This window comes from Okeania sp. KiyG1 (genome assembly GCF_014132355.1).
Lineage (GTDB): Bacteria > Cyanobacteriota > Cyanobacteriia > Cyanobacteriales > Microcoleaceae > Okeania.
Map to the genome: position 1 here is coordinate 15,232 of NZ_BLZO01000149.1, position 24,132 is coordinate 39,363.

Here is a 24,132-nt window from a genome sequence, read left to right on the forward strand (position 1 = left end):
TGTAGATATCTATCTCCAGATTAAACTTAGCTAACACTAAGACTTCTGTTAACAAAATCAATTGGAACAATCAATAATTAAATCTACTCTAAGCAGTAGGGTTGTTCATAGCTTATAAAAATGGTGTGAGGAGAGATCGAAATGACAAAAATTATCCTGAATGCTCTAAAACAGACTTCTGGTGTGTTCAGTATCGCCACTTTACTAATAGCTAATTCTGCTTTAGCAAATCAGGTTTCTGTAGAACAACTGGCTAACGCTCAAGATGTTAATACAAATACAACTAATTATTCAACTACTTCATCTGAACTACCAACAGAATCACAAAGTAATACCTCTTCACAAGAAGTAGAAGTACCAGGAGATACTAGGCTACAAAATCTCAAAGATCCCTCCCTCAAGATTCCTGGAGCAGAGCTAGAACAAGTAGATCCCATGGGACAAGTAACATCTGTGACTCAATTATCAGATGTCCAACCCACTGATTGGGCTTTCCAAGCTTTGCAATCTCTAGTAGAACGTTATGGTTGTATTGCTGGTTATCCAGATGGTACTTACAAAGGTAATCGGGCCATGACCCGTTATGAGTTTGCTGCAGGTCTGAATGCTTGTTTGGACAGAATTACAGAATTAGTAGCAGCAGCAACAGCAGATTTAGTGACTCGTGATGATTTGGCAGTATTACAGAGACTGCAAGAAGAGTTTGCTACAGAATTAGCAGAGTTGCGTGGTCGTGTTGATGCTCTGGAAGCAAGAACCGAGGAACTGGAGGCCAATCAATTCTCAACAACTACTAAACTGGGTGGTGAAACTTTATTCTGGTTGAGCGATACCTTTGGAGAAAAAGCTGGGGGACGTGGAATACCACGGAGTGACCAGGATCGAACAGAGGCGACTCTTTCTTATCGGGTTCGTTTAATTTTTGATACCAGTTTTACAGGTAAAGACCGCTTGAGAACTCGTTTACAAGCTCGTAACGTTCCTAACTATAGCGGTCGAGATTTGACAAATAGTTTGATGACTCGTCTATCTACAGATGACGATGGAGATGATGATGTGACTCTCAATAAACTGGCCTATCGTTTTCCTTTACTCAACGATAGAGCACAGGTAGAGATAGCTGCTAATGGCTATGGTATTGATGACTTTGTGGCACCTATTAATCCTTTTCAAAGTAGTGGTTCTGGCTCTGTTTCTAGGTTTGGACGATTCACCCCTACTTTCTATCGTGCTCCTTCTGATGCTGGTATCAAATTTGCCTACGGTTTCAATGATGCAATTGAGGTAACTGTGGGTTATGCTGTACCAGATTCGGAAGACCCTCAAGAAGGTAGAGGTATTTTTAATGGTGGGTTTAGTGGATTTGGCCAGGTGACAATTGAGCCAAGCGATAAAATAGCTTTTCAACTAGGTTATTTGCGTGCATATCATCCAAAAGGAGATTTGAACTTAAGTGGAAGTACTGGTAGTTTTCTGGCCAGAGATCCTTTTGACGATCAAGCAAGTACAGCAGACAATATCAACTTTGAAGCTCAGTGGAAAGTTAATGATTGGTTTCATATAGGTGGTTGGGCTGGTGCCTCATTTGCTCGTCCTGAAGATGACAGTGATGATGATGATATCACAATACTTACAGGTGCTTTGACCTTAGCTTTTCCAGATTTATTCAGGGAAGGTAGTTTAGGAGGTATAATTGTTGGTGTGCCACCAATTATCACTGATGGTGGTGATGATGATGATTTAAAAGACCCCGATACATCTATACACATTGAAGTATTCTATCGCTTCCAAATGACCGACAATATTGCTATTACTCCTGGTTTGTTTGTGATTACTAATCCTAATCACATTGAGGATAATGAAACTCTCTGGGTAGGAAGTATCAGGACTCAATTTAGGTTCTAGAAAGGTAGGTTAATTAACTGATAAAACAGGAAATTTAAGATTTTCTCGCCTCCTACAGCGGTTTTCCTGTACTATAGACCACAGTAGGGACGTTGCATGCAACCTCCCTACAGGGTTTTGATTATGGCGATTTGGTTATCCAGCAAAAGTGAAAAGCGCTGTAATTTACCGAAAAAAATGGGTTTAAAGCCCCGTCCTTTCAGGACGGCTTTTTTGCCAAGTTAGTTGTCATTTTCTGGCTTTTAATGCTACAACATTATCGTAGGTAAAAACAATAAAACCATGCTGGTTTATGAGATGAAATTAGAAGGAGAAAAAGTCCAATACGAAAAGCTGGATGAGGCTATTCGTACAGGACGTTTTGTCCGCAATAGCATCATCAAAGCATGGATTGACGGGCAGGTTAAGAGTCGTAGTGATGCCTACAAATACTGTAAAATCTTAGCAGATAATATAAATTTTCCCTGGGCAAAAAAGCTGAATTCAATGGCAAGACAAGCTCATGCTGAGAGGGCTTGGGCAGCTATTGAAAGATTCTACAAAAACTGTAAAGCTAAAGTGCCTGGTAAAAAAGCGGTGCGACCCCGCGACGACGGCAGTCGCAAGGGAACGCGCACCAAGAGAGGGTATCCTAAGTTTAAAAAGTATCAGGTTAGAGCCTCGGTTGAATATAAAACCTCTGGTTGGAAACTTTCAGAAGATAGACGTTATTTGACTTTAACGGATAAATTTGAAGTTGGTACTTTTAAACTATGGGGAAGTCGCAACCTTCATTATTATCAACTCAAACAAATTAAACGAGTTAGAATAATTAGAAGGCATGACGGTTATTATGCTCAGTTTTTAATTGACCACATCAGGGAGGAAAAAAAAGAATTAACAGGAAAACAAACGGGATTAGATGTAGGTTTAAATCATTTCTACACCAATTCTGAAGGTAATCAAGTCGATAATCCTCGGTTTTTCAGAAAGGATGAGCGCCAAATCAAAAAGCTACAGAAGCGTTTATCTGGTACTAAAAAAGGTAGCAAAAACAGGATAAAAGCAAGGAATCGGTTGGGTAGAGAAGGCGCGGGTGCGGACGCAGGTTCCGCACATAGAGCGCCGTCGCATCTCAAGGTATCACGCAGACGTAACGATTGGGCTTGTAAAGAAGCGCAGCACGTCATCGAGTCTAACGACTTGGTAGCGATAGAAAACCTAAAAGTGCGTAACATGGTGAAAAATCATCATCTGGCCAAATCAATTAATGATGCAGCTTGGTACAAATTTAGGGAATGGTTGGAATATTTTGGTAGCATTTATGGAGTTCCAGTTATCGCAGTTGAGCCATTCAATACATCTCAAAACTGCTCAAACTGTGGCAAAAAAGTAAGCAAAACTTTAAGCACTAGAACCCATAAATGTCCCCACTGTGGTTATGAAGCAGATAGGGACGAGAATGCCGCAATTAATATTCTCCAATCTGCTCTCAAGCAACTATCAACTACCCCGGGGCGCGGGGAAAGTAACATCTCTGGAGAGACTGGCCTCTGTCTGGATGGGGAAACCCAAACAGATAAGCCGACTCGACGAAAGAGAAAATCTGGATAGTGATATTTAGAATCCTCTTGCCTTTAGGCAGAGGAGAACGTCAACCGTAGGTACTGATAACTGATAACTGATTCAAGGCATTCGCCAGACCTTAATAGTTTGATCTAAACTTCCACTAACTAAGGTTTTACCATCAGGGGTAATAGAAAGAGAACTTATTTGTTTAGAATGACCAATAAATGTTTGTAAGTTCTCCTCTGTAATTAGATCCCAAATAATAATATTCTCACCGCCAGCTACTATTTTTTGGCTATCAGGACTGAAAACAATAGATTTGACTGCACCTATATTTGGTTTAATTACACCTTCTTTTTTCCCTGTGTCTAAATTCCATAGTCTAATAGTTCCATCTTCACTCCCACTAGCTAAAGTTTGATTATCTGGGCTGATGGCAACCGTATTAACTGCCTTGGTATGTCCCTCTAGAGTTTGTCTACGAATACCCGTACTAACGTTCCACAGTCTAATGGTTCCGTCATTACTACCACTAACTAAAATAGTCCCATCTCGGCTAAAAGCTAAAGTATTTACTTCATTTTCTTGATCTGGTATCCAAGTAAGCATTCGATTACTTGTTTGAATATTCCAAAACTTCATTAATCGATCGCTGCCAACACTTGCTAATGTCTGCCCATCAGGACTAATTGCCACTGCATTCACTTGGCCTTGATGAGCCTGAATTGTATCTATTAATTTACCTACTCCTAGATCCCAAAGTTTGATAGTTCGATCTGCACTACCACTGACCAAGATTCGACCACTAGGAGTAATTGCGAGAGTAGTTACTTGAGCTGTATGAGCGTCTGCAATATTATTTCTTAATTCCCCAGTCTTGAGGTTCCAAATTTTAATTGTATTAGAGCCACCTGTAGCCAGATTTTGACCATCTGGTGTCAGAGCGATCGCATTTACCTGTCCTAAATAACCATTTAAAGTATTTTGCAAAAACCGACTACTATTCAACCCTCGTAACAATAGAATTGGATCTGCAGGAAACATTCTGTAGCGCCAAAATCCATAAAATTGAGAGGTTGCTGCTGCTAATAACAACATTGTTGATATAGTTATCAGATTATTTTTAGTTTAATTTTTGACTTGTGACGGGATATTTTTGTATCTTTTATTCGGGATATTTTTGTATCTTTTATTTTCGTCCTAATTTGATGTTTAGTGAGAGTTTTTCCGGTTGTTATTTTAGTATTTTCTCTGCCTAGTTGAGTTTGGTTCAAAGGGGAAGAAACTCTAGAATTTTCTATAATACCAGAACTACTATCTTCTATATCAATTTCTGCTATACACTGCAAAATCATAGCTGGAGTTTGAGGTCTATTTCCTGGGAAAGGAGCCATCAAGTAATCAACTATATCTGCCAGTTTCTTTGATATGTGGGGAGCAGATTTTCGCCATTGTAATTTTCCCGAACGAGGATTTTCTGCAAAGGATGTCGGAGGCTTACCTGTTAATAAATATACAAAAGTACGTCCTAAAGCAAAAAAGTCTGATTGAGGTACAGCTTTACCATTAGTTTGCTCTGGGGCAGTATATCCTGGTGAGACAATACCTGTAACATTTTGCCCCTGACCTACTTTGACCAAGTAAGTTTCAGAGACTTCTCTGACAGTACCAAAATCTATCAACACCAATTGGCCATTTGGCCTACGCATGATGTTGTGGGGCTTAATATCTCTATGGAAATAATTTTGCTGATGAACTCTTTCTAATATTTCTGATAATTGTGTCAGCCAATCTACTGCTTGAGTTTGATTTATTGGCCTATGGCGACGACTTTTCATCCAATCCTGTAGATTTGCACCACCAATAAATTCCATTACTAGGCAGTGTATAGGTTCGTCACTATTTTCTGGGAAAAATGTAAAATAACCATCTTCTTCTATTTTTGGAATCCCAGGGTTTCGTAAACTGATTAGTACTTGTGCTTCCTGCTGAAACAGAGATATAGCTTTTGGATGACTTTTCAGTAATACTTTGAGAACTTTTTGTATACCTCGATCTTCTATTAAATAAGTTTTCCCGAAACCACCCCCCCCAAGCGGCTTGATGACGCGATACCGATTTTGCAGCAGCAACTCTGAGCCACACTGACAACAAGTGCGTCTACCAGCATTTAATGGGTCAGAGGGGTTGGGGCAGTTGGGATTAAGGCAGTAACTCACAGAAGCCAGGTACCCAGATTTGTATAGCTTTGCTTTACTACACTATAGCTCGAAGTTGTCTTCTTTAAAACTTTTGGCAAAATATTGTTCATTTTTGCTGATTTTTTGACTTGAATATCTTTAATATTTTTATAAATAATCAAAATAATCAATTTTTATATTTTTTTATGGGTTTAATACCCCGTCGCCAACTGGGGTGCTGACAATTGTTTGGGGTTATAGGACATGGAGTGGCGTGTTGAAGACTCTCCATGAGCATTTTTCCCCTCTGCCTTCTGCCTTCTAGCTTCTGCCTTCTGGCTTATTCAAAGTTTTAAGTTCCAACCAGCGACTGCCATACAGCCCCATCCAATAATCAAGGCAATTCCACCTATGGGCGTAATAGCTCCTAATGATTTAATCCCTGTCAGACTTAGAGCATATAAACTTCCAGAAAAAATTGCTATGCCAATAATAAAAGCATAGCCAGCCGCCAACATTAATCCTTGAGGTAACTCTTCAATAGTTAATAAAAAAGCGACCATTAACAGAGCTAAGGAATGGTACATTTGTAGACGAGCACCTGTCTGAAAAATGTCTAGAAAGTATTGACTAAGCTTTTCTTTCAAAGCATGAGTAGCAAAAGAACCAGCAACTACAGACAATCCTCCTAGAATAGATGCTATTACTAAAAAACTCTAGTCATTAATTTTTACCCCTATGTCATTATCAAATTAACCCTAATTTTTATCTATTTTTATCTTCACTACTTTTCTCAAAATCTTGATAATATTCCTAACTCTAGTTGTTATTTAATATTAAGCATTTGAGAATCTAAGCTATATAGCTTATTTGTAATAGTCATATGGAGAATATAAAATCTAAATAAGTCTTAGCTTAATCCAAGTTTTACTGACAAATTGTAGTTACATTATATTTATTTTTAGTATCTTGAGTACCCAGTTTCAATATTCTTTAACAATTATTGAACTTACTAACGAGTAGCTTCCAGTAAACTAGAGTAGTAGAAGCTAGTACTGTTCATTGCTTTTCTCTGGATAGAAAAACCATTACTTTCTATGATTTTGATAATATCAGCTTCACGATGCTGATAAGCTCGAGTAGTTTTACTTGGTCCAGGAAATAACTCGCCTACTTTTTTCAATAAACTTAAAGCTAAAGTTTTTGGTGCAAAACTAATAATTAGCCTAGACTGTGCTAGAGATATCAAATGATTAATCATATCTGCAACTTTTTCTTGAGGATAATGTATCAGCACATCCAAACAAATAACTGTATGATATTTACCACTTAAAGTTTCTAAATCTTGAGCAACAAAATTAACGTTACCCATACTAATCAAACTAGACTTAGCACGCTGATATGCTTCGGCGACCATCTTTTCTGATATATCACTACCATAGATAACAGCCCCTGCTTTGGCCAAGGGAATACTCAAACTACCAACTCCACAACCTGCATCGCAAATTGATAAACCTGATAAATTCCCATCTTCTTGTAGCCAACTGAGAACATTATCAACGGTTTGTTGATGTCCTTTTCTAATATCTAATTGTACTTTATTGACTTGGCCTTCTCCATAAATTCTTTGCCACCGCTCAAAACCAGTGGAATTGAAATATTCCTGAACAATTATTTTGTCGTCTGTCCTACTTTTCATGTTCACCTAATGCTAAAATACTTCTCCAGTGACATACCCCCACACTGCTGATCGAGAATCAGATGTGGGCTTCTCAGCGACTTCTCTATGAGAACATTGACTGAGCTACCAAGGGATGCCCCACCTCTGTAATTGATTGAAAATCGGCTTAATTGTACTTCTTTATCCTAATGGTGGCAACAAATCTTTGAGCAAGACTTGAGCTGCTTTGTTGATATTAATTGCAGCATTTAAGTCACGTCCAATTGATAGATTACATTGAGGAAAAAAGTTTGTAAACCATCCTAGTCCAAACAAAATAGTCAAGGCAATTTCTAGTTTCTCAAACATACTTTTCGAGAATTATCTTTTCTATAGGGGGTTTAATACCCCACCTTCTAAACGGTCCTGAAAATTGTTTGGGATTTGTAGACACGGAGTGGCTTGTCGAAGACTATCCATAATCAATTTTCCCCTCTGCCTTCTGCCTTTTGCCTTCTGCCTTCTGCCTTCTAGCTTCTTCAAGAATAATTGGCAAAAGTTAGAAAAAACTAGACATCAGAAATTGAGAGGATGGTTTACACTCAACTCAATTATTATTACCTATCTTAGGGGCAAAAAATTGTCACGATGAATTTTTTTTCTACAAATATCTTCAAGAAAATAACTAGCAAAGTCCAATTACTAAGTTTACTCTCCATTACCCTTATATCTTTGTTCCCACTATCAGCTAGAGCAACTAAATTACGAGTAGGAGTTGCAGGTTCACCCCCCTTTGTAATTAAGGATAGAGATTTTAAGGGTATAAGTATAGACATTTGGCAAGAACTAGCTTCCTTAGAAGGACTTGAATACGAACTATTTGAACAAAGTAGTGTAAATGATGGCATTGATAATATCCTTAGAGGAGAACTCGATCTTGTTATTGGGCCAATTAGTGTCACTTCTGACCGCCTGGAAAGGGTGGCTTTTACTCAACCATACTTTCTGGCCAATATTGGTTTATTAATTAGTGGAGAAAGACCTAAGCTTTGGAGTAGACTTGAACCTTTCTTTGGTCTGGCTTTTATATCTTCGGTAAGTCTATTAGTTGTTCTCCTATTCACAGTTGGTAATCTTTTGTGGTTAGCAGAAAGACGGCGCAATACTGAACAATTTCCGAAGGACTATTGGCGTGGTATTGGTAATGGTATGTGGTTTGCTTTGGTGACTCTGACTACTGTGGGATATGGCGATCGCGCTCCCATTACTAAAACGGGACGTATAATTGCTGGAATATGGATGATGATAACTATGGTGACAGTTTCTTCTCTCACTGCGGGTATTGCTACAAGTTTGACTCTTTCTCTATCCGATCAAACAGTTGTACAATTTACTACTCCTGAAGATATTAAAAATTCTAGAATTGCTGTAGTTAGAGGTTCTACTGGTGAGAAATGGGCAGAAAGATATGGTGCTCGTATTAGTCAGACTAGGACTTTGGTAGAAGCGATTGATTTGGTGAGGTTAAATGAAGTGGATGGTGTTGTTTTTGATACTCCTGCTCTTAAGTACTATCTACATACTCATCCTAATGAAAACTTGAAATTATCTCTGGTTACTTTTGCTAGTGAAAGTTATGGTTTTATGATATCTCCTGATAGTTCTTTCTTAGAAGATTTTAATATTAGGATTTTAGAAATGCGGGAAAGTGGCAAAATCAGGGAAATAGAGTCTCAATGGTTATCTTATTGAAGGAAGGAGGAAGAAGGAAGAAGGAAGAAGCAACAAAGAAATAAGAAGCAACAAAGAAATAAGAAGCAACAAAGAAATAAGAAGCAACAAAGAAATAAGAAGCAAGAAGGAAAAATATTGCGTTGTCTGAGTTTTAAGCTGTTTATCTGTCCTAACCTTTCCTTAAACTGTTATATTTCTACCTTGATATAGTAGAAACTATCTTAGTAATAATATTTTTGCTAAAAACCCTAAATATTTTGATATAGCAGGGAACAGGGAAGAGCGGGAAAATAATTTCTCTATCTTACTGATAAATTGTGGGTATGCGCCTCCCCTTTCAAGGGGAAACAAGAAAAAATTTGCCCTAAAGCGTCAATCCTCTTCTTTTCAAGCATAGGTAATTGTTAATTATTAATTATTAATTATTAATTGTTGAAGGTTCATCATCAACATAAGTACTAATAAACTCGTTCCTTGCTATAGTTAAAAACGAAAAATTAAGCTTTTAAAACGCATTTTACATAGAATCCGGTTATACAGTATATGTTTATAATTCTATCCACACTTTCTCGCCTTAAAACTCCACATTCTCCCATCCTTACCGAATTATTAATTATTAATAATTAGTAACTATAGTCATTCTGGTTTAAAGCCTCCCCTTGATCGGGGAAAAAGCGGTCGAGGGATGGCGAGGTCTCGGAGCCATATCCAATCGACCAAGAGAAGAAATAATATTTCCTTATATTCAATCAAGGACGGTTTTAACCATAGGTAATTATCGGCGTTGGTAAATGAAGGTATGATGAAGAAAGAATGCGATCGCTAAACAGTGAGAAATTTTTGAGTTAATGGTACAGGAACATCTCTGAATTTAAGAAGCGTGAATTAATAATTTTACTGAATGTCCCAACATAATTTCAGACTTAGAGTAACAAAGGGTTTTTCGTTTGAGACGAGCAAGATCATGACGGAGTCTGGTATTTTCTCCCTCGACTCTGGTCATGTAAGTTTTGCTGACAATTTGGTCACCGTCAGGGATAAAATTGGGATAAACTTTCCAGCCATCAGTGACGTAAAAGTAGCATTTCCAGAGGGCCACAATTTCCCATAATGGTTGGAAGGTTTCGGCGCTATGGTCTCCGAGTACCCATCCTAATATGCCTGGTCGAAAATGATCTACCACTGTCCAGAGCCAAATTTTGTTTTTTTTGACCCCACGAAGGTTTCCAGTTCATCTAATTCTCCCACTTGGGGAATTGTTTCCGGCTCATAAGCACTAGGTAATAATTCTCCTACTTGTTTAATCCAATTGATAATTGTCACATGACTTATGCCTTTAACTCTTCCAATTGCTCTCAAACCCATACCATTAACGTACATAGTTAGACATTCATGTTTTAGCTCATCTGAATAGCCTCTTTGTGCTTGATAACAGTCTAAAAACTGCCTTCGACAATCAACACAGATGTAATTCTGTTTTCCTTTGTTAAATCCATTTTTGTTAACGTGAGTTGATTGGCATTCAGGACATTGCATTAAAGTTCACCTATCAGAGCTTTTGGGAAACATCATACCCGCGCTTTACCAACGCCTAATTATCAATTATCCATTATCAATTATCAATTAATGAACTATCTATTATAAGCAAAATTATTTACAAAAGTGGATAATGCCTATTATCAAAAGCTTAGGAGCATTTTGTTGGTTTTACAAGCTTTGACAAATTGACTAACTTGTGTACTCCTAAAAGTTGTTTTTTTGTCGTTGTGATCGCAACGACACTAGGAGCTTTCAGACTGTAATACATCAAATGAGATTTTTGTCAAGTTTTATGTTAAAAAAGATGTTTATAAAGCATAGCATCCTTACAAGGGTAAGTTTTTCCAATTTGAGTGGAGAGGACGCGGGGAGGGGGAGACACACCAGACGCGGAGAGAGTAAGACGCGCAGATAGATGGACGCGGGGGTTTTCTTTAATGAATAGAGAGAGTAGATGGAATTAATTACTCAATTATCCAATCTCCGCGTCCCTGTCTCACCGCGTCTCTGTGTCAAATCTTAAAAACTTACCCTTGTAAGACCTTCCATCCCCCCATCTCCCCCACTCCCCACACTTATATAGCAATCAGGAATCAGTTGTGAGAATTGAGATGTTCCTTAAAAGTATAGAATATAGCAATTATTATACTTAGGACTTACGCAGATACGCTATATATAGCGCTCAAAACTATTGTCCAATAGTCTTTGAACTCTATAAATAGTGCCTTTGCGTAAGTGCTGATATTTATATAATCTGTTTTTTTCTTCTTCCCAGATCCGGTGTTCCCTGTTCCCTAAAAGTTTGCAATATCTCACAACTCAAGTCATATTGCTATATAACTGTTTAACCGGATTTGATATGACTAAAAATGATGTAGCATGGGAAAAGTTATTTGAAAAATATCAAATCTTAGAAGAGGTCATTTCAGTTATCAGTTATCAGTTATCAGTTATCAGTACCTCTGCAATAAGGAAGCTTGACCTTGGCGAATATTCTCTTTTTTTATCCCCTTAAAAAGGGAGGCGCATACCCACAATTTTTCGGTAATTATTAATTGTTAATTGGTGAACTTAAAATACTGATGCTACCAGACTTGAGATAGATTAGGTATGACTAAAAATGACGTAGCATGGGAAAGGTTATTTGAAAAATATCAAATCTTAGAAGAGGTAAATAAAAACGGCTTCTTCAAAATAGAAGCATCTCAAATTAATCAGGAACGAGAGAGCAGACTCATGGCAAAATTTGACCATGTTGTTAACTTGCCTGAAATATTTAAAGATAATTGTTTATCTATTTTACCAATTTCTCGTTCTCAATATATTATCGGTCACTTTCATATACATTTACCAGTCAAATATAACTCCAAATTTGAAAGTATTCCTTGGCAGTTTCCCAGGGAAATAGAAACGATAGATTACACTAATTTATATTCTGAAAGTTCGGCATTACTTTGTGCATTTAACATCGGTATTATTGATGATTTAGTTGGCTCAAAAACTAAATTTACTGTTTCTGGCAGAATGTCTACTGGAACTTTTGACTTTTCTATTAAAAATTCTATTAATAATCAGTCATACTCAATTAATGTGGCTAACTCTCAGTGTGAAATAGATGCAGGTTTTGAAACTGACGATCGTTTAATTTTAATCGAAGCTAAAAATTACAAAGTGGAGGATTTTTTAATTAGACAACTCTATTATCCATATAGATTGTGGTCAAAGAAAATTGGCAAGAGAGTTGTACCAGTATTAATGACTTACTCTAACGACATTTTCAGCTTTTTTATTTATGAATTTGTAGATATATTAGACTATAACTCTATCACCTTGGTAGAAAATAAAAATTATGTAATTGCTTCAGATAAAATAGAAATAAGCGACATAGAATTGCTGCTAGCTCAGATAAAAATAATTCCTGAACCGCCAAATATTCCATTTCCACAAGCAAATAAGTTTGAAAGATTAATAGATTTAATTTCACTACTATTAGAAAATGATTTGACTGCAGATGAGATTACAGAAAATTATCAATTTGATGAGAGACAAACTTATTACTATACAAGTGCAGGAAAATATTTAGAGCTAATCACAAAACAGGGAAAAACTTTTACACTAACAAACCAAGCCAAAGATATTTTTTGTCAAGGATATAAACTTAAATATCTAAAGCTAATCGAAAAAATATTGGAACACGAAGTATTTAATCAAGCTTTTAAACTATCCTTAGAAATCTCCCATATTCCCTCAAAAAAACAAATTAGCCTACTTTTATCTGAAACTAATCTAAAAATAGGAGATAAAACTAGAGAAAGACGAGCTTCTACTGTAAAAAGCTGGATAGATTGGATATGGTTACAAATTGACTAATCAGATATTAAACTAATATTGTATAGAGTTAAAATTTTATCAAACAAAACGATGCAAGATTTCTTCAACAATGTCTCTCGCTATCCACGATACTTTATTACCATTACCCTCGGAATATTCTTTTTTCTATTCGATCAACTTAAGCCACTATTAAGTAAACCTGTTACGGCGATCGCTCTGATCGGTCTAATCGTTGGGACATTTGTTTTTCTAGTCTTAACTCTACAAGCTATGTTAGGTATCAATCCAACCTAATAAATAGTAAAATTCAGGTATTTCTTACACTTCTTCACTACTAATCTGTTGAAATTGCAGTATTTTTTATAGCATTTACTAAGGGAAATAAATAGAACCGCTGCCAAATTGACAGTCAAATAAATTCCTATCCACAAATCCTCAATTTATCTAGCTTTTGGCTGTTAACTTTTGACTTACTTATCTAGAAGAAGTCTAATGAGTGGTCAGCCTAATGGTTTGCACGATAGATTGGAATATGGAGTGAGTGGTTGACATATTCTCCGGCCTGAAGGCACGGATATTCTCCTGAAACCAGGATTCTTGGTTCAATGAGTCCACTTAAATTAAACACCTTGCGACATTTAATCCAGAGATGATTCTCTCCCCAAGCGTTTGCCCTATTCCAAGGGCCTGTTCCCGTATGCCCTACGGTACAGTTCAAATCTCAAAAACTTTGGTTCTCTGGTACTTGTTGCTTAGAGTTTTTCCATGCATAAGCATTTCTATGCAAAACTCCATAACTCTAGTTTTCAAGGTGCGTCTACTGATTAAGTAGCTAGGTTTTTTATAGTGGTTGAATACCTTTCCACTCTTCGTACCATAACACAAAGCTCCCCCAAAAGGGGGAGGCTTTAAACCCAATTTGGCGGTAAATTCAGATGACTTCTTTTGAGGACATTTATCAATTTTTTCAAAGTCCCCCTCCGGTCTATCTCAACAAAGAATTAGCAGTGTGCTATATCCTATCCGTGTTGTTACAAAGAGACTCTTACGGAACTGAGCTAATTGGCCAATTAGAAAGGGACTACCCTATTTATCGACTTTCTGACACAGTATTATACGGCGCTCTGAAATTTCTTGAGGATCAAGGCACAATTATTGGCTATTGGAAAAAAGTAGAAGGAAGAGGGCGTCCACGGAGAATGTATCAAGTTATCCCTCAATGGCGGTCTCAAGCTACAGATTTAGCGCGACTATGGTACGAATATACTAATAATGATCATATTCGGCCTCAAGTTCAACCATCAACCCTTTCATTAATGGATAATGGATAATGGATAATGGATAATTACCTCTCCCTAAAAGGGAGAGGATTGATGCGGAGCGTGAAAAAATTTATTTTTTTCCCCTTGAAAGGGGAGGCTAACAAAGCTGAATTATTTAATTATTAATTATTCGGTAAATAGACTAGGCAGGTGAGGATAATTTTTCTGCGGATTTTGGCCAATACTCCCAGTGAGAATATTTTTGTGTCAATTTTTTAGGTATAAAATCTAATGTAGAAGTATAAACCCTAGCTGATATTTGTCACAAAGCAGCTAGTCTTTTTTTTTGTTGTAAACTTATGTAAAAGAGAACACATAAAAAACCATTCAAATTTAAAATTGTATGAATAATACAGCTTTAGTATCGTCTTTTGTACTGACGCTTCTATCTAGCATTGGTCTAGTTTTTTTTATCAAAGCATCAGTAAAAAATAGGACTAAGAACCTAAAACTGATAGCCGATCGGGAAGCTGACTCACTTTTACAGCAGCTAAAAGAATATTTTAGCTATCGTGCTTACCGAATTGTTAGTGCTAATGCAACTGAGAATCAACTAATATTTGAAGGAGTAGTTCGACCGAGTTTGTTTTTGGCATTTTTCTTGACCCTATTAGCTGCAATAGGTTGTTTATGTTTTGCTTTGGCTTTATCGATGTTAGTGCCGGAATATGGCCAATACTATCTATGGCTAGTCCTAGCATCTCCTTTAGCAGGTATTTTTTACTGGAAAAAGTCTAAACGTCCAGAACAAGTGTCTCTAAAGCTAGAAGGAATATTGACTGAGGACTCTCAAGTCAAAAGTTTAATTTCTGTCACAGCTCATAGGGACGAATTAACAGCTTTACAAACAGCTATGAATTTGAAGCCATACCAATAATCAAACTCAAAGTAGAAAAAAAGTTATTAAGATAAATTATTTTGATCGGCTACTAATAGTATCCCCATAGGACTTAGGTCATGGCCAAGGTTGTAGCAATTAATTCATTTGTTCGATCGAGCGGATCGATGAAGATGATGAGTAGCAGTAGCGTAGATCGTTAAGAAGGATATTGTGGAGATGGTTTAAACAAAGGTAAATCAAAAAATCTGTTGATTTAACTTAGTTAAGAATCAGCAAAACAATAAAATCCCGCTCAAACTAAAAGTTAGAACGGGATAGATTCAAAAAAAATAAACTAGGATTTAAGTCCATTGGCAGATGGAAGCTTGAAACCCTAGTTAATTGAGCAAATAAGGCTATCAAATAATACTACTAATAAATTAAATGAAGTGGGAGTACGAGTTCTGTATTACCCACTCACCTACTAAATATTTCAGTAGAAGTAGAAGTTGATATTTGTTGACGGTCATCAAAAATAAAGGACATTCTTATTTGCCCGTAAAAAACATTCGATAAATGATGTCCTTAGACTTTAATTATACTTGGAGTAGAACTAAATATTTGCTTTTTCTCAGGTGTCTTAGCTTCAGTCAAAACCTTTAAACTAGGAAACAAGAAGTGATTTTCTTCAACGTACTGAGCTCCAAATAAACCTTTTTCAGCCCAAAAGTATCTATCGGTAGTATGCTCATTCCTTCTAACTAAAAGTACAGCAGGGGGAACAATACCTTGTGAATGAATAAATTTACGGGCTGCAGTGACTGGTTTATCTTCGCCACTTTCAATACTATACTGAGCTACTTGCTCAAGAATTCTGCGTCCTTCTTGTCTACGACGACTTTTGCGCTTACGTCTTCTAGCCAATTTCCTTACCTCCTGTGTTAGCCGATGGGTGTAGTTATGGCTACCAAATTTGATAAGATTATATAAATTTTAGTTGAAAAACTCAAGTGTTTTTAATATATTGATACAAAATATACACTTTAGATAGAGAGTGGCCTTAAAGAAGTCAGAAGTCAACCCACCCTAACCCCACCCAGGAGGCAGGGTCTATTTATTGTCACGCTTAGAAAAATTGATGGGGGATGGGGGACCCACCCCTAGCCCCCCCTCCCAGGAGGGGAATGTGGGGAGATGGAGAGATTTGTATATTTGCATAATTAAATGTATTTCTAACTTAATATTCTCGCTACGACAAAGAATTAGCCCTGCTCCCAGGAGGGGGAAGTAGGAGCGAATGGCCATTTGCTAACGCAAAGCTGCCGAATGACACCCGTACAGAAGTCAGAAGTTGTTTTTGTAACGGAAATTTTGAGCAACCCTCCAAAAACATTTCGTCAATCAAGGTGAGGTTTTAGACCCAATTATTTTGATAAAATTTTAAACAAGCAGTCAGCGGTCAGCATGAGAGCGATCGGTAGATTTTTTTTGAGACACCCTCGTTTGCCGGAGCATTCCGTCAGGAAAGGTGATTTAAACTCCTCCTAGGGCCATCCGGATGATAGGAAACCGAGAGGGTATTTTTATCAAAAAGTGAGGTCTAAAGCCTCCCCTTTTAAGGGGATGAAAAAGCGGTTGAGGGATGGATGGGTTTCCTAACCATATCCAATCAACCAAGACAGCGGTCGTTTGCGGAGCAGTCCGTTAGGATGGGATGGATGGGTTTCCTAACCATATCCAATCGACCAAGAGAATATTCAGTTCAGTATTTCAAGCGGGAGGCTTTAGTCGGAGGTACTGATAACTGATAACTGATAACTGAAATGACCCAGAGCTGCTAAAAGCCGATCGCTAGTTAAGATATTTAGAGTCCCAAAAAAAGTCCATATCTAGTGGGAAGTCCCACAAGCAGCTCTAATGCTAATGCCAACCAGTACAGAATTTATTAGACTTTGTAGAACGCAAATAGCCCTTGTATCTAGTTGGGGTGCGTGTTTAAGTATAGTTTACTTGACAGAAAAATTAGTAGAAGGGGGTAAAGCTAAACTAATTCCCATTGTTGCATACCCAGAAAAGTTAGAGGATAGGGAAGCTACTTCAGTCTTAAAAAAAACCTCAGAAATACAAACATTAGGCGATATTCCGAAACTATCAGCAACAACTTTAACCACAGGGACAAATACTTGGCTCTTAGAAGGAAGTACTGACACTACAGAGCAAGACCATAAATGGCCTGAAAGTCATCCTTGGCAACAACGTCAAATCGTTTTACCTTTAATCCATGATGGGGTAGTAATGGGATTACTGGTAACAGCAAGAGAAGATCGGCCATGGAATCAACGCGAAAAAACTCAAATTCAACAAGTGGCTCATACTATTGCCATAGCTTGTATATTAGATCGACGTTCTCAATGGTTAAAGGAACAATTTCAGCAACAGCAACAGCTACAAGCCCAGCAGTATGATATAATACATGATGTATTGCATCAGTTGAAAAGTCCATTAACTGCGCTACGAACTTTTGGTAAGTTATTACTGAAAAGATTTTTGCCTGAAGATAAAAACTGGAATATTGCTAATAGTATTTTACGGGAAGGCGATCGCCTCAGAGAGTTGATAGAACAAATTGATGAAACTGTCGGGGTTGGGGAAGAAATTTTGAGTATTTCTGGAGAAAGCGAGTATCTTCAAACTACAACTGAAAATGACAATGTAATAGATTATTATACGGAAGTTAATAAAGAGTTTAAATCATTACCACTTTTGCCAGAGTCTAATTTCTTAGAGTCTGTTTCAGTACAAGATGTTTTGGAACCTTTATTAGTTTCTGCAAAAGCAATTGCCGATGAACGTTATATAGATTTAGAGGTTGATTTTTCTGATAATTTACCTATAGTAAAAGCTAATAATAAGGCTTTGCGAGAAGTTTTAAGTAATATTATTGATAATGCTTTGAAGTATACTCCAGCAGGGGGAAATATTTATATTAAGTTGACAACTTCAGCTCCACAAACAGATGATTCTCAGTCGGTTAAAAATGAAAGAGAAGGAATGCTAGCAATAGCTATTAGCGATACAGGTTATGGTATTCCAAAACAAGATTTAGAACATTTATTTGAACGAAACTATCGGGGTGAAAAAGCTAAAACGGACATTCCAGGAACAGGATTAGGATTAGCCATAGCTCTTGATTTAATACATGCAATGAAAGGAAAGATTCAAGTATATTCTCCTCTAGTTCCTCATTGGCTTTCCTATGATTTACAACAGCAAGATGCCATAATTAATAGTGGTACTACAGTGGTTTTATGGTTACAAGTACTAAATTAAGAGTGGTCTTTTCAATTATATATAGTAATTTTACTGTTGGTTTAACTTTGATATTAAACGTTACCTATTGATTGGTCTCTTGACGATGAATAAAATAGGGCTATTGTAATAACCCAGTTGCATTTGAGGAAAAAAGTTTTATTATAGAAGAGTACAGACACACTCTGAACTTTTACAAGGGGAATTAAAAACCTTTGTAAGTAAGTTTAACAATCCTACAATCCACTCCTTAGTCGGAGCGTAGGAAATATCTAGGGAGTTAGTACATCAGGAGCATCTAAAAGTTTAACCTCTTGCTTGATTCTTCAGCTGTAATTTTACCTTAACTAGGTGGGGAAGGAAAATTTACGCTGTTGAAATATACAGGGATATAATTATCCCAAAACCTGGCAAGAGGTTTTTTTTATTTTTCTGTTTTGTATGAAATATAGCAGAAGAAGGAAGAAGGAAGAAGGAAGAAGGAAGAAGGAAAAATAGCGTCGTCTTAGTTTTAATCTATCGATCTGTCTGCACTCTTTCCTTAGACTGCTGTATATTTCATACTTACTAATTTCATAGATTTTTATAAAAATGAACAATTTACAAGAAGTATCTCGGGAAACTGTAATTTGTATCGTAGATAATAATGATAGTAATCTCAAGTTATTATCTAGTTTATTGAAAGACAATAACTATAAATTTCTAGTAGCTAATAGTAGAGAAAAGTTTTAAATATATTACAAAGTAGACCGGTAGACCTAATATTAATAAATTTATCATTGGAAAAAGAGCAATGGCAGATTTGCCAATTTTTGCAAAGTGCAGAATCAACAAAAATATTCCTATCATTTTTCTGGTAAACACACAAAATGAAATCAATCAAATTAAGAGATTAAATATTGAGAATTTCGATAATATTAAGATACCTATACAAGCAGATGACTTTTTAACAAAAATAAAGTTGCATTTGCAAATATTGTCATTAACAAAGCAACTCCAATCTCAAAATAAAATCTTACAACAAGAAATACTCTTAAGAGAAAGTGTAGAAAATGAAGTAAAAAGCATAAATCAATTCTAGAAAATCTCATAGAAAATTTGCCAGGAATGGTTTACCAAAGTAGTCATAATTGCCATTTAGTTATGAATTTAATCAGTGATAGTTGCTATAGTTTGACTGGCTATCAATCTCAAGATTTTATTCAAAATAAAATTTTCTATAACCAATTAATTCACATCGAAGATAGAAAATTAATTTGTAGACAAAGACGAAAAGCTCTAGTAAAACATCAATCATTTCAGTTAGTTTATCGGATAATTACAGCAAATCAAGAACTAAAGTGGGTTTGGGAACAAGGCAAAGGAATTTATTGTTCTGATGGCAAAATCTTAGCAATTAAAGGTTTAATCATAGATATTACAGCTCAAAAACAAGTGGAAGCAGAACTAACTAAGCAAAATTTGGCTTTACAAAAAACAGAAACAGCTTTAATTATTGTTAATCAGAAACTCCAAAGACTTGCTAAATTAGATGGTTTAACGGGTATTGCGAATCGTCGTGATTTTGATGAATCTTTAGAAAAAGAATGGTTTAGACTTAGCACAACAAAATTACCTTTATCTTTAATTTTATGTGATGTAGATTATTTTAAAAATTACAATGATTATTATGGTCATTTAGCAGGAGATTATTGTTTAAGAAAGATTGCTCAAACTATTAGTAAAAATGTTAAAGATTCGGCAGATTTGGTAGCTCGTTATGGAGGAGAAGAATTTGGGATAATTTTACCGGAGACATCTGCTAAAAAGGCAAAAAAAGTAGCAGAGTTAATTCGTACAGCTATTCATCAACTACACATCGATCATTGTGCTTCTAAAATCAGGAAATACATTACAATAAGTATGGGAATAGCAAGTATTATTCCTACTCAACTAGATTCTTCAGAATCTTTAATAGCTAAAGCGGATAAAGCACTTTATCAAGCTAAAGAACAAGGTCGCGATCGCATAGTTTTTTTTGAGAGAAATGACGATCGACATACTCAAACTTATCTGAAAAATAATAATTTGATAGTCCTACATAATAATGGTAGGTGGAGACAAGCAACTCTTAGAAAGAGAGCAAGATGCTTCCACTAACTATACCGTGACAAAAATAATTAGAAACAGAGCAAGATGCTTCCACTGACTATACCGTGACAAAAATAATTAGAAACAGAGCAAGATGCTCCCACTGGTTATATCAAATCCGTTTTATTGGGCATAAAAAAATTCTCCAATCGTCATAATTAGGGCTTGCTGATTAAATCTAAAAGTATTTACAGATAAAGGTTTTATATCATGTCCGGATAATTAGTGATAAAAAAACTTTCTCCTTCTTTTCCTGTTGTTCTTCTTTCTTCCCTCTTTCCTCCTGACTCCTGACTCCTCCGTAGTTATTTATTTATCACTGTTTAACCGGACATGATATTAGCCTTTTTGGGTTTGAATTGCAGTGCCCGGTTTTCAGCTCTTCACGCTCAAAAAGGAGCGTATTTTAGGCGCATAGTTGGGCAGAAAAATCACTATATCCAAAACTTAGCTCCTACCTCCTCGCTCCCGACCCTTTTCTCCTGTCTCCTGTCTCCTGATTCCTGTACGGGGGATTCGCGTAATTAGGAGCATTCCGGAACGGAAATCGCCCCTACAAGACAAGGAAAAACCTTATATGACGGTAGATATTTCCCCAACTTTTACACAAACGCACCCAACGGACATGATATAAGTTGTAGACCAGCAAGTTGACAAAATTATTCTCATATTATATCCGTTTAATAGCGTTCAGGAAAATTAGGAGTATTCAAGATGACAGAAATCAATTCTATGTATGACTATATTGTGATTGGTGCAGGTTCTGCTGGGAGCATAGTGGCCTCAAAACTTGCTGCTTCTGACTCAAATGTAAGTATTCTCCTCATCGAAGCTGGGGGAACGCCACCAAATCCCATCGAGATGTTTACTCCAAGTTATTGGTTTGAAGTCTTACAAAAATATCCCGAGATTGATTGGGGTTATAAGTCACAGCCGCAACCAAATTTAAATAATCGTGTCATCAAGCTAGCTCAAGCAAAAGTTCTAGGTGGGTCTGCATTACATAATGCCACAGTCTATGTTAGAGGTGGTCAGTCCGACTTTAATGCTTGGGGTGAAGTAGCACCCGGTTGGTCATGGAATGATGTACTACCATACTTTGAAAGTGTAGAGAAAACTATGGAAGTTTTGGCAGGTCAGACAGATGATTTTATCAACGATTTATTTGCTGCTGCTAAAGAGTATGGCTTACCTGAAAACCCCAATTACAATACCAGCGAAAGTCAATATGGATACGCTCCATTTCAGTTCAACAATATTACATTAGATTCCCTACTTTGCCGTGAAACCAGTTACACGACTTTTTTACCAGAGAGATATCAAAATGTAACTTTAGTAACCCGAGCACTTGTCACCCGAATTCTATTCAAGGGTACTCAAGCAGTTGGTGTTGAATATGTTCAGGGTAAAAATAAATATTCTGTAGGTGTGGAAAATGAGATTGTCCTGAGTGCTGGTGCAATTGCAACTCCCAAAATCTTGATGCTTTCAGGTATTGGTGATGAAGCTGAGTTAGGAAAATTTGATATTGATGTAGTTGTCAATGAGAAAGAAGTAGGGAAGAATTTGCATGACGACCTTTTTGTTAGCGCTGGATTTTCTATTCCGGAGAACAAACCTGCTCCAATATATCCCTATAGTCTAGCTCCTGCTGTGATTTTTGGTTCTACGACAAATAGCAATTTAGCCGTTGATATAGAATCTTCTGTGGGAGTCGGGACACTCAAGGGTTTCCTTGGTCCAAGAAATTCCTTTTGGTTGTGGCCAAATGTCATGCACTTGAAGAGTAAAGGAACTGTTACTCTATGCTCAGATTCTCCTGATGATGCTCCTCTAATTAACCCAGCTTATCTGAGTGAACCAGGAGATATTGAGTCATGTAAAATAGCGCTTAATTTAGGTATCGAAATTGGCAATAAATCAAGCTTGAGTCCATGGAGAAAAGAGCAAATTGCTCCAAAACCGGGGACAGATTTAGAAAGTTACATCAGAGAAACAGCCGATACAACATACCACTATTGCGGAACTTGCAGAATGGGATCTGATGAGAACTCTGTGGTCGATACAGAACTTAGAGTTCGTGGGACATCAGGACTGCGTGTCATAGACGCTTCTGTATTCCCATTACCAATAACCGCTAACACCGCAGCTGCAACCATGATGATTGCTTATAAGGGGTCAGATATTATTATTCAAGCACCTTAGGTCCCGAGAGATGGGAGTGAGCAGAATCCGATCAGAAACCGAGGTATATAGCACTAAGAGGATGTTTAAAAAGTCTCTTGTGTTCCTGTAATGGACACATCTAAATATCTTGGTGAATGGCTGAAATTTAGATTTTCCATTTAAGTTGAACCCAGTTCAAATCCTAAGATTATACTTGCGGGGACTTTTAAAACATCCTCTAAAGACAAATTCCAGTGAATCTCCTCTTGTTTTGGGGAATTCACGCAAAATCAGTTATATCATGTCCGGTTGAACAGTGATAAATAAATAACTACGGAGTCCTCAGGAGTCAACCCACCCCTCGCCCCTCCCCTCCCAACCCACCCCTAACCCCGACCGTGGAGGGGAGGGGAAGGACCTCCTCAGGAGTCAACCCACCCCTCGCCCCTCCCCTCCGGTGGAGGGGAAGAAAGAAGAAGAACTGGAGTTGAAGGAGAAAGTTTTTTTATAACTAATTATCCGGACATGATATTACTTCTATTTAAATCCCTAAATCTTGGAATAGTCCTGAACCTTAGAGATGAACATTGTTCCGACATCCCCGTAACAATCAGACCTGTCAGTGTCAAAGTTATACACCAAACTTATAGCATTCTTGGTTCTACTTATGGCACCCCAAAGTTGGCTTATCGGGGTTTGATCAGCATATAACTGCAAATTGACAAAGTTGTCATATTTGCCTGAGAGTGTACCTTCAAAAGTGCGGTCGGGAAAACATTTTGTGTTGCCTACTAATGAGGTACCAAAAACTTTTTCGCCATCTTGAATCATCGAAATCTCAATAGTACCGTTATATTGGGTAGCATTAAGGCTCGTCCAAGTTCCTAACCACTCGCCCGTTAGAGATACTGGGTCTTGTGTTACAGCTTCTGCCGGGTTAACATTAGCGGAAAATAGAACTATAGAAGCAATCAATACAATCACGGTACGTATAACTTTCATCACTGTACTCATTACTATGTGTGGGGAGGGTGGGGAGTGTGGGGAAATGGGAAAATGGTGAATCTGCAGGCAAATTTCCACCTTTTTTCCCCTATTCTATTTCTCTAGCTCTTGACTCCTTTGCCAAAAACCCCTACCGCGTGCAAAGATACCAATCAGGGGTTCTATAGAAAATATACTTCCTGTTTTTTCTTCTGAAAAGCTTTATCTGTAAGCTTTTAAGGTTTAATAATTGGTTAAAAAAACATTTGTATAAATTAAACTTATAAAATATTGTCAAATATATTTGGAATTTAAACTAAATTTTCCCAAAAAAGTTCAAATGAGCTATTTAAGAGGAAAAATGGGGATAATTTGAGTGCAAACAGGCTTTCCTTGGCCATTTATTAAAAGTCTTGATATATAAGAAATATAGGGTGGTTGCTTGTGAAGAAATTTTCGTGTATTTTTGAAGTAAGTAATTCGCTCTGCGTAGGTGCTTATTAA

At 37.0% G+C, this 24,132-nt stretch carries 20 protein-coding genes and 1 pseudogene; 13 read left to right on the forward strand and 8 right to left on the reverse strand.

Annotated elements, in window-relative coordinates; all coding sequences use genetic code 11:
- Window positions 1-141 precede the first annotated feature (141 nt).
- Together SAGCYANO_RS34330 and SAGCYANO_RS34335 are read left to right on the forward strand one after the other, a co-directional pair.
- Window positions 142-1,905, forward strand: coding sequence for an iron uptake porin (locus tag SAGCYANO_RS34330; protein ID WP_202224146.1), 1,764 nt, complete (start codon window positions 142-144; stop codon window positions 1,903-1,905).
- 282 nt (window positions 1,906-2,187) lie between these two features.
- Window positions 2,188-3,498: an RNA-guided endonuclease TnpB family protein gene (locus SAGCYANO_RS34335; RefSeq protein WP_202224147.1), complete on the forward strand. Its 1,311-nt coding sequence runs from the start codon at window positions 2,188-2,190 to the stop codon at window positions 3,496-3,498.
- Window positions 3,499-3,570: 72 nt separating this feature from the next.
- Here the strand turns inward: SAGCYANO_RS34335 and SAGCYANO_RS34340 are convergent, their stop codons facing one another.
- From SAGCYANO_RS34340 to SAGCYANO_RS34360, 5 genes are all read right to left on the reverse strand, one after another.
- On the reverse strand, window positions 3,571-4,551 hold the full coding sequence (locus SAGCYANO_RS34340) for a WD40 repeat domain-containing protein (protein ID WP_202224148.1): 981 nt from the start codon (window positions 4,549-4,551) through the stop codon (window positions 3,571-3,573).
- Window positions 4,552-4,565: 14 nt separating this feature from the next.
- A complete protein-coding gene (locus tag SAGCYANO_RS34345) occupies window positions 4,566-5,672 on the reverse strand; it encodes a serine/threonine-protein kinase (protein ID WP_202224149.1) in 1,107 nt (368 codons plus the stop codon).
- 305 nt (window positions 5,673-5,977) lie between these two features.
- A complete protein-coding gene (locus SAGCYANO_RS34350; protein WP_237396969.1) occupies window positions 5,978-6,316 on the reverse strand; it encodes a DUF423 domain-containing protein in 339 nt (112 codons plus the stop codon).
- Between the two features lie 329 nt (window positions 6,317-6,645).
- The gene (gene bchM / locus SAGCYANO_RS34355; RefSeq protein WP_202224150.1) at window positions 6,646-7,332 is read right to left on the reverse strand and encodes a magnesium protoporphyrin IX methyltransferase; all 687 of its coding nucleotides are present in this window, start codon (window positions 7,330-7,332) and stop codon (window positions 6,646-6,648) included.
- 162 nt (window positions 7,333-7,494) lie between these two features.
- Window positions 7,495-7,662: a hypothetical protein gene (locus SAGCYANO_RS34360; RefSeq protein WP_202224151.1), complete on the reverse strand. Its 168-nt coding sequence runs from the start codon at window positions 7,660-7,662 to the stop codon at window positions 7,495-7,497.
- A gap of 279 nt (window positions 7,663-7,941) precedes the next feature.
- Here SAGCYANO_RS34360 and SAGCYANO_RS34365 point away from each other — a divergent pair, with 279 nt between their 5' ends.
- Entirely contained in the window at window positions 7,942-9,045 is a 1,104-nt protein-coding gene (locus SAGCYANO_RS34365) for a transporter substrate-binding domain-containing protein (RefSeq protein ID WP_237396970.1), read from the forward strand.
- 804 nt (window positions 9,046-9,849) lie between these two features.
- Here SAGCYANO_RS34365 and SAGCYANO_RS34370 read toward each other — a convergent pair.
- Window positions 9,850-10,563: pseudogene (locus SAGCYANO_RS34370) on the reverse strand (IS1 family transposase).
- An 862-nt stretch (window positions 10,564-11,425) separates the two neighbouring features.
- Here SAGCYANO_RS34370 and SAGCYANO_RS34375 point away from each other — a divergent pair.
- From SAGCYANO_RS34375 to SAGCYANO_RS34395, 5 genes are all read left to right on the forward strand, one after another.
- A complete protein-coding gene (locus tag SAGCYANO_RS34375; RefSeq protein ID WP_202224153.1) occupies window positions 11,426-11,581 on the forward strand; it encodes a hypothetical protein in 156 nt (51 codons plus the stop codon).
- Between the two features lie 95 nt (window positions 11,582-11,676).
- Window positions 11,677-12,936 carry a type II restriction enzyme gene (locus SAGCYANO_RS34380; RefSeq protein ID WP_202224154.1) on the forward strand — a complete coding sequence of 420 codons (1,260 nt, stop codon included), beginning with the start codon at window positions 11,677-11,679 and terminating at the stop codon, window positions 12,934-12,936.
- A 51-nt stretch (window positions 12,937-12,987) separates the two neighbouring features.
- On the forward strand, window positions 12,988-13,191 hold the full coding sequence (locus SAGCYANO_RS34385) for a DUF751 family protein (protein WP_202224182.1): 204 nt from the start codon (window positions 12,988-12,990) through the stop codon (window positions 13,189-13,191).
- A 641-nt stretch (window positions 13,192-13,832) separates the two neighbouring features.
- A complete protein-coding gene (locus SAGCYANO_RS34390) occupies window positions 13,833-14,228 on the forward strand; it encodes a PadR family transcriptional regulator (protein WP_202224155.1) in 396 nt (131 codons plus the stop codon).
- Window positions 14,229-14,562: 334 nt separating this feature from the next.
- Window positions 14,563-15,096, forward strand: coding sequence for a cofactor assembly of complex C subunit B (locus SAGCYANO_RS34395; protein ID WP_202224156.1), 534 nt, complete (start codon window positions 14,563-14,565; stop codon window positions 15,094-15,096).
- A 528-nt stretch (window positions 15,097-15,624) separates the two neighbouring features.
- Here SAGCYANO_RS34395 and SAGCYANO_RS34400 read toward each other — a convergent pair.
- On the reverse strand, window positions 15,625-15,963 hold the full coding sequence (locus SAGCYANO_RS34400) for a DUF3155 domain-containing protein (protein ID WP_202224157.1): 339 nt from the start codon (window positions 15,961-15,963) through the stop codon (window positions 15,625-15,627).
- A 999-nt stretch (window positions 15,964-16,962) separates the two neighbouring features.
- On the opposite strand from SAGCYANO_RS34400, the gene SAGCYANO_RS34405 reads away from it, so the two are divergent.
- The 5 genes from SAGCYANO_RS34405 to SAGCYANO_RS34425 all read left to right on the forward strand — a co-directional run bounded on the left by SAGCYANO_RS34405 (window position 16,963) and on the right by SAGCYANO_RS34425 (window position 22,683).
- Complete coding sequence (locus SAGCYANO_RS34405; RefSeq protein WP_237396971.1) at window positions 16,963-18,369, forward strand: GAF domain-containing sensor histidine kinase; 1,407 nt, start codon at window positions 16,963-16,965, stop codon at window positions 18,367-18,369.
- A gap of 570 nt (window positions 18,370-18,939) precedes the next feature.
- The gene (locus SAGCYANO_RS34410) at window positions 18,940-19,080 is read left to right on the forward strand and encodes a hypothetical protein (protein WP_202224159.1); all 141 of its coding nucleotides are present in this window, start codon (window positions 18,940-18,942) and stop codon (window positions 19,078-19,080) included.
- A gap of 61 nt (window positions 19,081-19,141) precedes the next feature.
- Window positions 19,142-19,429, forward strand: coding sequence for a hypothetical protein (locus SAGCYANO_RS34415; protein ID WP_202224160.1), 288 nt, complete (start codon window positions 19,142-19,144; stop codon window positions 19,427-19,429).
- Between the two features lie 26 nt (window positions 19,430-19,455).
- Entirely contained in the window at window positions 19,456-20,487 is a 1,032-nt protein-coding gene (locus SAGCYANO_RS34420; RefSeq protein WP_237396972.1) for a diguanylate cyclase domain-containing protein, read from the forward strand.
- A 705-nt stretch (window positions 20,488-21,192) separates the two neighbouring features.
- A complete protein-coding gene (locus SAGCYANO_RS34425) occupies window positions 21,193-22,683 on the forward strand; it encodes a GMC family oxidoreductase (protein ID WP_202224161.1) in 1,491 nt (496 codons plus the stop codon).
- Between the two features lie 510 nt (window positions 22,684-23,193).
- Here the strand turns inward: SAGCYANO_RS34425 and SAGCYANO_RS34430 are convergent.
- The gene (locus SAGCYANO_RS34430; RefSeq protein WP_202224162.1) at window positions 23,194-23,646 is read right to left on the reverse strand and encodes a hypothetical protein; all 453 of its coding nucleotides are present in this window, start codon (window positions 23,644-23,646) and stop codon (window positions 23,194-23,196) included.
- Window positions 23,647-24,132: the final 486 nt, after the last annotated feature.